The 8,303-nt window shown below is 50.0% G+C and carries 8 protein-coding genes; 7 read left to right on the top strand and 1 reads right to left on the bottom strand.

Annotation, left to right across the window (positions count from 1 at the left end; genetic code table 11):
• The first annotated feature begins 225 nt into the window (after positions 1-225).
• From HMPREF2955_RS13790 to HMPREF2955_RS13770, 5 genes are all read left to right on the top strand, one after another.
• On the top strand, positions 226-1,101 hold the full coding sequence (locus tag HMPREF2955_RS13790) for a BamJ family beta-barrel-assembly machinery protein (protein WP_009230651.1): 876 nt from the start codon (positions 226-228) through the stop codon (positions 1,099-1,101).
• A complete protein-coding gene (locus tag HMPREF2955_RS13785) occupies positions 1,101-2,078 on the top strand; it encodes a BamJ family beta-barrel-assembly machinery protein (RefSeq protein ID WP_070723988.1) in 978 nt (325 codons plus the stop codon). The genes HMPREF2955_RS13790 and HMPREF2955_RS13785 overlap by 1 nt, the downstream gene beginning before the upstream one ends.
• Positions 2,079-2,295: 217 nt before the next feature.
• On the top strand, positions 2,296-2,763 hold the full coding sequence (locus HMPREF2955_RS13780; RefSeq protein WP_009230649.1) for an Lrp/AsnC family transcriptional regulator: 468 nt from the start codon (positions 2,296-2,298) through the stop codon (positions 2,761-2,763).
• 151 nt (positions 2,764-2,914) lie between these two features.
• Positions 2,915-4,735 (top strand): membrane dipeptidase, encoded by a 1,821-nt coding sequence (locus HMPREF2955_RS13775; protein WP_070723987.1) that lies wholly within the window; start codon positions 2,915-2,917, stop codon positions 4,733-4,735.
• 226 nt (positions 4,736-4,961) lie between these two features.
• A complete protein-coding gene (locus HMPREF2955_RS13770; protein WP_070723986.1) occupies positions 4,962-5,990 on the top strand; it encodes a M28 family peptidase in 1,029 nt (342 codons plus the stop codon).
• Between the two features lie 230 nt (positions 5,991-6,220).
• On the opposite strand, the gene xerA is transcribed toward HMPREF2955_RS13770, so the two are convergent.
• On the bottom strand, positions 6,221-7,135 hold the full coding sequence (xerA, locus tag HMPREF2955_RS13760; RefSeq protein WP_070723984.1) for a site-specific tyrosine recombinase/integron integrase: 915 nt from the start codon (positions 7,133-7,135) through the stop codon (positions 6,221-6,223).
• Between the two features lie 45 nt (positions 7,136-7,180).
• Here xerA and aroQ point away from each other — a divergent pair, with 45 nt between their 5' ends.
• The gene (gene aroQ / locus HMPREF2955_RS13755; RefSeq protein WP_070723983.1) at positions 7,181-7,597 is read left to right on the top strand and encodes a type II 3-dehydroquinate dehydratase; all 417 of its coding nucleotides are present in this window, start codon (positions 7,181-7,183) and stop codon (positions 7,595-7,597) included.
• Positions 7,598-7,600: 3 nt separating this feature from the next.
• Positions 7,601-8,233 carry an O-methyltransferase gene (locus HMPREF2955_RS13750; RefSeq protein ID WP_070723982.1) on the top strand — a complete coding sequence of 211 codons (633 nt, stop codon included), beginning with the start codon at positions 7,601-7,603 and terminating at the stop codon, positions 8,231-8,233.
• Positions 8,234-8,303: the final 70 nt, after the last annotated feature.

The following is an 8,303-nucleotide window of genomic DNA, read 5'->3' as shown; positions in this document are numbered from 1 at the left end:
AGGTGAAAAGATGGCTGCGCCCTTTAAAGGTGAAAAGGTGAAAGAATGGTTTCGCCCTTTAAAGGTGAAAAGGTGAAAAGATGGCTGCGCACCTTTAACAGCTTGTCTAGTAAACCTAGGATAACCTGAAAATATACCACCCCAACCAGCTTACTAAACCTAACGCCCACCAACTGTCAACCCATCCCCTCATAAACTTATAAACTCAAAACAACTTATATATCAATGAAGAAATTAACAATCTTAGCAGCAACGGCCATTGCAGCCGTTACATTCTCGGCTTGCGGCAACTCAACGCCTAAGGCCGACTTAAAGAACGACATCGACACCCTAAGCTACGCTTTGGGTTACAGCCAAACACAAGGCCTACGCGACTATCTTAGCAGAGGCTTGAATGTGGACACGGCTTACATCGACGAATTTGTTAAGGGCTTGAACGATGGCGCCAATGCTGGCGACGACAAGAAGAAAGCCGCCTACTATGCCGGCGTGCAGATTGGTCAACAAATCTCTAACCAAATGGTTAAGGGCATCAATCACGAATTGTTTGGTGAGGACTCTACCAAGACTATCTCGATGAAGAATTTCCTCGCCGGCTTCATCACTGGCGCAAAGAACAAGAAGGGCATCATGACCCAAAAGGAGGCAGAGGACTATGTGCGGACACAAGCCGAGAAGATTAAAGATAGAACGGCCGAAAAAACTTATGGTGCAAACAAAGAGGCAGGTAAGAAGTTTTTGGCCGAGAATGCTAAGAAACCCGGTGTAAAGACCTTGCCCAGTGGCGTGCAATATCGCGTTATCAAAGAAGGTGACGGCCCCATTGCCAAGGACACTTCGGTGGTTAAGGTTAACTACGAGGGCAAAACCATCGACGGTAAGGTGTTCGACAGCAGCTACACCCAGGGACAACCCGTAACCATGCGCGCCAACCAAGTGATTAAGGGCTGGACAGAGGTGCTTACACGCATGCCTGCCGGTAGCGTTTGGGAGGTGTATATCCCCGAAAACCTGGCTTATGGCTCGCGCGAACAACCAAACATCAAGCCTTATTCGGCACTTATCTTCAAGATTGAACTGATTTCAGTGGGAGAAAAATAATGAAGAAATTAACCTTTATGGCACTCGCTCTCTTGGCGAGTGCCGCTTTTAATACCGCCTCCGCAGGTAAAAAGAAAGACGTAGTGCAGGTGGCCACCGCTGCCCCCGTGGTGTTGAACACATCGTCAGACTCGGTTAGCTATGCCGCAGGAATGGCTGCCACGAAGGGACTGACAGCTTTCATCCAGCAACAATATAAGGTGGACACCACTTATATGGCCGACTTTGTGCGTGGGTTCCGCAAGGCTTTGGAAAGCAACGGCGACGGCGCTTTCACGGCTTATGCTGCCGGTATGCAGATTGCACAGATGGCCCAACAGCGCATTTTGCCCTCGGTACAGCAAGAGCTAATCGGGACGAAAGACTCTGTTGCCGCTAAAAACTTCTACAACGGATTTATTGCTGCCCTGGAAAAAGACTTCACTAAATATACGGAAGAGGAGGCACAACAGCTCTTCGAACAACGTGTTGAGGCCGCCAAGAAGGCCAAAGTGGAGGCCGCCATCAGTACGGGCAAGCAGTGGCTGGCCGAAAATGCTAAGAAACCAGGCGTGGTTACACTGCCTAGCGGACTGCAATATAAGGTGATTGCCAACGGTACGGGCGACAAACCCGCTGCTACCGACGAGGTGGTTGTGAAGTACGAAGGCAAACTTATCGACGGAACGGTGTTTGACAGCAGTTACAAACGCACGCCCGACACATCTTCTTTCCGTGCAGACCAAGTGATTGCCGGTTGGACTGAGGCACTTCAACTGATGTCCCCTGGCAGCAAATGGGAACTGTATATCCCCCAAAACTTGGCTTATGGTGCACAAGAAATGGGCTCTATCCCAGCCTATTCTACGCTTATATTCACCGTAGAACTGCTGAAAGTGAACAAACCTAAGTCCGAAGTGAGCAATGCTAAGGCCGAAACGCCTGCCGCAAAGCCCGCAAAGAAGGCTGGAAGACCTGTTGCAAAGAAGAGAAAATAAACGCAAATGAAGGCGTGGAAACCAGGTTAAAGAACATCTTTGACCTGGTTTCTAACTTCTTAATTTATCTTTAAAGGCGTTAACCAATTGCCAAAATACGCAATATGCGCCTTTTTATCTAACTTTTTGTTGCTTATTTCATTTAATTTGTTTACATTTGCTCGTGCTTTATAAGCACATTAAAACAACTTAAATACATAAAACACGTTAGCAACACATGGAGAAAATAGACAGCCTAGACAAGAAAATCCTAAACATCTTGTCGCAAAATGCACGTATTCCATTTAAGGACGTGGCAGCAGAGTGCGGCGTATCGCGCGCAGCCATACACCAACGCGTACAGCATCTGATAGAGAACGGCGTGATTACTGGCAGCGGATTCGACGTCAACCCCAAGAGCCTGGGCTACTCTACATGCACCTACATCGGGCTTAATCTCGAACGTGGCAGCATGTATAAGAACGTTGTGGCACGTCTTAACAGCATTAACGAAATTGTGGAGTGCCACTTCACAACGGGTTCGTACACGATGCTCATTAAGTTGTACGCCAAAGACAACGAACAGCTGATGGACTTGCTTAACAATAAACTGCAAACTATCCCCGGTGTGGTTTCTACTGAGACGCTCATTTCGCTCGAACAAAGCATCAAACGAGAGATATTGGTAGACCCTGATGAGAAATAAAGAGGTTGGGGGAAAGGGCGTATGCCCGGGATGTTAAGGGTAAAACCTACCAGACTGCCCTGTCCAACTTGTCCGACTTTTCAGACTTGTCCGACCCGTCCGACCAGTCTGACAATTCCAACCACCCCCTCATCAATCTAACCCAAAAGCTATGCAAAACTTCGACTTGCAAGCCCGCTTGCAAAACATATACGCCTCGTTTCCGCAGGCCAAACGCCAGCCCGTCATCGGGTTGACTGCCAACTTTCGCGACGGTAGTGTCATGCTGATGGACCGTTATTATCGCCAGGTGGTTGATGCAGGCGGTACTCCCGTGCTCATTCCGCCCGTCGATAGTGTAGACGTTATCGTCAATACGCTCGATAATATAGACGGGCTGATACTCACGGGTGGCGCCGATCTCAATCCCCTGTGGGCAGGAGAAGAGCCTTCGCCGCGCCTACATTCGGTCAACGCAGAGCGCGATTTGCCCGAACTTCTCATCACCCGATTGGCCTACAACCGCCAAATACCCATCCTAGGCATTTGTCGCGGCATGCAAACTATGGCTATGGCACTAGGCGGAAAGGTGGCGCAAGACATCGAAGAGCATTTTACTGACGATGTTCGCCGCGGCTTGGCAGAAGGCGAGTTCAAGCATTTCTTACCGCGATTTTCTGATAAGCTGATACAGCATTCGCAAGACGCGCAACGCAATTTGGCCACACAAACGGTGTATTTCGAACCCAATTCGTTGCCTGCGCAAATCTTCGAGACCACTAGTCTGCACGTCAATTCGTTCCATCACCAGGCCGTTAGCCACGCAGGTAGCAAGTTCCGTTTCGTTGCAGCCACGGCCGACGGCATACCAGAGGCAATGGAAAGCACCGAACACAAGCCTTTGCTTGGCGTGCAATGGCATCCCGAATGGATGGAAGAGCAAGGTTTGCCGCTTTTTCAATGGCTTGTTAGGCAGGCAGAAACCTTTGCCCATGCCAAACGTTTGCATGCCAAGGTGCTTACGCTCGACACGCATTGCGACACGCCGATGTTCTTTCCGCTTAACGTTCGGTTCGACCAACGCGACCCACGCATACTCGTTGACCTGCATAAGATGAACGAAGGACGGCAGGATGCTACCACAATGGTTGCCTATTTGCCGCAGCCTAAGCCTGGCGAAACGTTCCGCGAGAAGGTGGCTTTCGACGTGACAGGGCCGAGAAATTACGCCGACCTCATCTTTGATAAGATTGAAAACATCGTGGCCGAGAACAGTCAATACGTGGCTTTGGCTCGAAATCCACAGCAACTTTACGCCAACAAGGCGGCAGGAAAGAAGAGTATTGTGTTGGGAATAGAGAACGGGTTGGCCATTGAGAACGACCTGGCAAACGTTTCGCACTTTGCCCAACGTGGCGTAACGTACATTACGCTATGTCACAACGGCGACAACGACATCTGCGACAGCGCACGCGGAACGGCTACTCATGGCGGCGTTAGCGACTTTGGCCGACGTGTTATCGAAGAAATGAACCGCACGGGCATCATGGTTGACCTCAGTCACGGTGCCGAATCGAGCTTTTACGATGCCTTAGAGATTAGTAGGACGCCCATTGTTTGCAGCCATAGCAACTGCAAAGCGCTCTGCGATGTGCCGCGAAACCTAACCGATAACCAAATGCGCGCGCTCGCCCAGAAGGGAGGAGTGGCGCATGTAACGCTCTATCACGGGTTCCTTCGCACACAAGGCGAGGCGAGCATTCTCGATGCGATGGCGCATTTGGAGCATGCCATCAAGGTAATGGGCATAGACCACGTGGGACTTGGAACGGATTTCGACGGCGATGGCGGCGTGTGTGGCATCGCCAACTCGTCTGAAATAATTAATTTCACCATTCAACTGTTGCGCCGACGTTTCTCCGAGCAAGATATTGAGAAGATATGGGGAGGCAATTGGTTGAGAGTGATGAAGGAAGTACAATTGAAAAGGTGAAGAGGTGAAAGGGTGAAAAGGTGAAAAGGTGAAAGAATGGCTGCGCCTACCGACTCGTCAACTTGTCAACTCGTCAACTCGTTAACTGGTAAGCTTGTCAACTGGAAGTCATGCACCTTTACTCTTTAAATCCTTTAAGTTTTTCTGCATTTGGCTTAACTCCTTAACTCCTTAACTCCTTAACTCCATAACTCCTTAACTCCTAATTTTCAAGATTCAATATCCAATGAAAAAAATCATCATAGCAGTTATCATGATTGCCATTATAGCCATCATTGCCTATTCAATGGGCTTGTTTTCGCCCTCGCATAGTGCGACAGAAGAAGCGGAAGCAGCCGAGATGGCCGCCGCAGAAAAGCTTAACCCTATGGGGCCGGCCTTTAATGCCGACTCTGCTTATGCCTTTGTTGCCGCTCAATGCGCCTTCGGACCGCGCGCAATGAACACCAAAAGCCACGACGATTGTGGCGAATGGATTGCCAAGAAGTTTGAAAGCTTTGGCTGTAAGGTGAAGAGCCAACGTGCCGAACTGCGCGGATACGACGGAACGATGTTGCGTTGTCGTAACATTATGGCCAGTTATAACCCCGAATCTACTACGCGTATCTTGCTCTGCGCGCATTGGGACACGCGCCCTTGGGCCGATAACGACCCCGATAGTGCCAACTGGCGTAAGCCCATTGATGGCGCAAACGATGGCGCGAGTGGCGTGGCGGTGATGTTAGAGATTGCCCGACTGCTGCAGCAGAACAAGAATTTAAACATTGGTGTAGACTTTGTGTGCTTTGATGCCGAAGATTGGGGCACGCCAAAATGGAGTGGACAGGAAGACAGCGAAGACACTTGGGCACTTGGCGCGCAACATTTCGCCACCAACTTGCCTGCTGGTTATGAGGCGCGTTACGGTATTCTGCTCGACTTGGTTGGCGGTATTGGGGCTAAGTTCTATCGCGAAGGCATGTCGAAAGCTTTTGCTCCCGACATTGTTAAGAGGGTATGGCGTGCTGCACGTGCCGCAGGTTATGGTAGTTTCTTTCCTAAAAGCGACGGCGGAATGATTACCGACGACCATGTGCCGCTTAACGAGAAAGCCAAGATTCCTACGATAGACATTATCGCCTTTTATCCCGATTGTGTTCAAAGTTCGTTTGGTCCTACATGGCACACCTTAAACGATAACTTGCAAAACATCGACCGCAATACGCTGAAAGCCGTGGGACAAACAGTGATACAAACGCTGTATAGCGAGAAGTAGTGGGTGGGGGTTAGGTTGTTCTAGGTATTCTAGGTTGTTCTAGGTTTACTAGGTTTTCTAGTTGTTCTAGGTATTCTAGGTATCCTAGGTTTACTAGTGAGGCTGTTAAAAGGGCGCAGCCCATCTTTTCACCTTTCCCCTTTTTCACCCTTTCACCTTTAAGGGGCGTAGCCATCTTTTCACCTTTTCCCTTTTTCACCCTTTCACCTTTAAGGGGCGCAGCCATCTTTTCACCTTTTCTTATTTCTTGGGTGGTGTTTCGTTATTTCTTCCCTTAGCGACGACGTATCTATGTGCGTATAAATCTCGGTGGTGGCAATGTCCTCGTGTCCCATCATCGCCTGAATGGCGATAAGGTCGGCACCACCTTCCAGCAAAGCTGTGGCGAACGAGTGGCGCAACGTGTGCGGACTAATGGTTTTAGTGATGCCAGCTGCCACCGCTTGACGCTTTATCATGATAAGAATCATGGTGCGAGTAAGGTGCGCGCCGCGCCGATTAAGGAACACATAATCCTCCTCGCCCGGCTTAATGCGCATTGCATTACGGTCGGCAAACCATGCGTTCAGCTCGTCAAGCGCGCGGCTCGATATGGGAACCAGTCGCTCCTTGTCGCCCTTTCCCGTTACGCGCACAAACTTCTCTTCCACATAGAGGTTAGAAAGTTTCAAGTTAACAAGTTCCGACACCCGCAATCCGCAGCTGAACAGCACCTCAATAATGGCCCTGTTGCGTTGTCCTTCCCATTTGGAAAGGTCGATAGAGGCCTCCAAGCGGTCAACCTCAGCCGTACTCAACACGTCGGGCAAGGCGTTGCGCACGTGTGGCGACACCAACAACTCCGTTGGGTCGGCATCAATAAAACCATCGAGAAGTAAAAACCTGAAGAACGAACGCACACCGCTCAGTATCCGCGCTTGCGAACGCGGCGTAATGCGTTGGTCGTGCAGCGAGGCCGAAAAGTTATCCAGGTCTTCCAGTTTCACCTCCTCCACCTTTAACCCGTGAAAGTTAACGTAAGCCAAAAGCCAACGCAGGTCGTTGCGGTAGGCCTCAATGGTATTCGGACTAAGGTTGCGTTCTAATTTCAAGTAACGCATATAGGCCTTCACCATATTGTCGACGGTTTTATTTTCTCTTTCCATCGTTTATTCGTAATTTTGTGAACAAAAGTACAAAATAAAGCTGACATGACGATACAAATTATCAACGGGCCAAACCTCAACCTGCTTGGCGTACGCGAGCCAGACGTTTACGGTTGCACGTCGTTCGACGATTTCCTGCCGCGCCTGTGTGCTTGTTTCCCCGATGTGCAGATAGATTACTTTCAAAGCAACATCGAAGGCGAACTCATCAACAAGTTGCAAGCGGTGGGGTTTCAGTGCGACGGCATCGTGCTTAACGCTGGAGCCTACACGCACACCAGCATCGCCTTGGCCGATTGCATCCGTGCCATCAGCGCGCCTGTGGTTGAAGTGCACATCTCTAACGTTCACCAACGCGAAGATTTCAGACACCAAAGCATGATTGCCGCTGCTTGCCGGGGCGTGATATGCGGCTTTGGCCTAGATGGTTACCGCTTGGCGATAGAGGGTTTCAAACGCTAAGGCATGGATCTAACCACCTATATCGCCAACCACATCGACCCCGAAGGCGACTACTTGTATCGTCTTTACCGAGCCACCAACCTGCATACGCTGCACGGACGCATGGCTAGCGGACACCTGCAAGGTCGTTTGCTGAAGATGCTTGTGCAGATGACGCAGGCCAAATGCGTGCTCGAAGTGGGTACTTTTAGCGGATATAGTGCCATTTGCTTGGCCGAAGGACTGCCAGATGACGGACTTTTGTACACCTTCGAGATTAACGATGAGCAAGAAGACTTCACCCGTCCGTGGATAGAAGGCAGTGCTGTGGCCAACAAAATACGCTTCATCATCGGCGATGCCATCGCCGAGGCTCCACGTTTGGGCATCACCTTTGACCTCGTTTTCATTGATGGCGACAAGCGAACGTATGTTGAAACCTACGAAATGGCTCTCTCGGTGCTCAGGCAGGGTGGTTTTATCGTGGCCGACAACACGCTGTGGGATGGTCATGTGTTCGATTCTGCCTACGATAAGGACCAACAAACCCTTGGCATACGTCGCTTTAACGACCTTGTTGCGGCCGATACACGCGTAGAGAAAGTTATTCTTCCTTTGCGAGATGGGCTAACGCTGATAAGAAAGGTGAAAGAGTGAAAGAGTGAAAAGGTGAAAAAATGGCTGCGCCCCTTGAAGGTGAAAGGGTGAAAGGGTGAAAAGATGGCTG

This window comes from Prevotella sp. HMSC073D09 (assembly GCF_001814145.1).
GTDB classification, from domain to species: Bacteria; Bacteroidota; Bacteroidia; order Bacteroidales; family Bacteroidaceae; genus Prevotella; species Prevotella conceptionensis.
The sequence above is the reverse complement of the archived record's forward strand: the minus strand, read 5'-3'. Positions and strand labels throughout refer to the sequence as shown.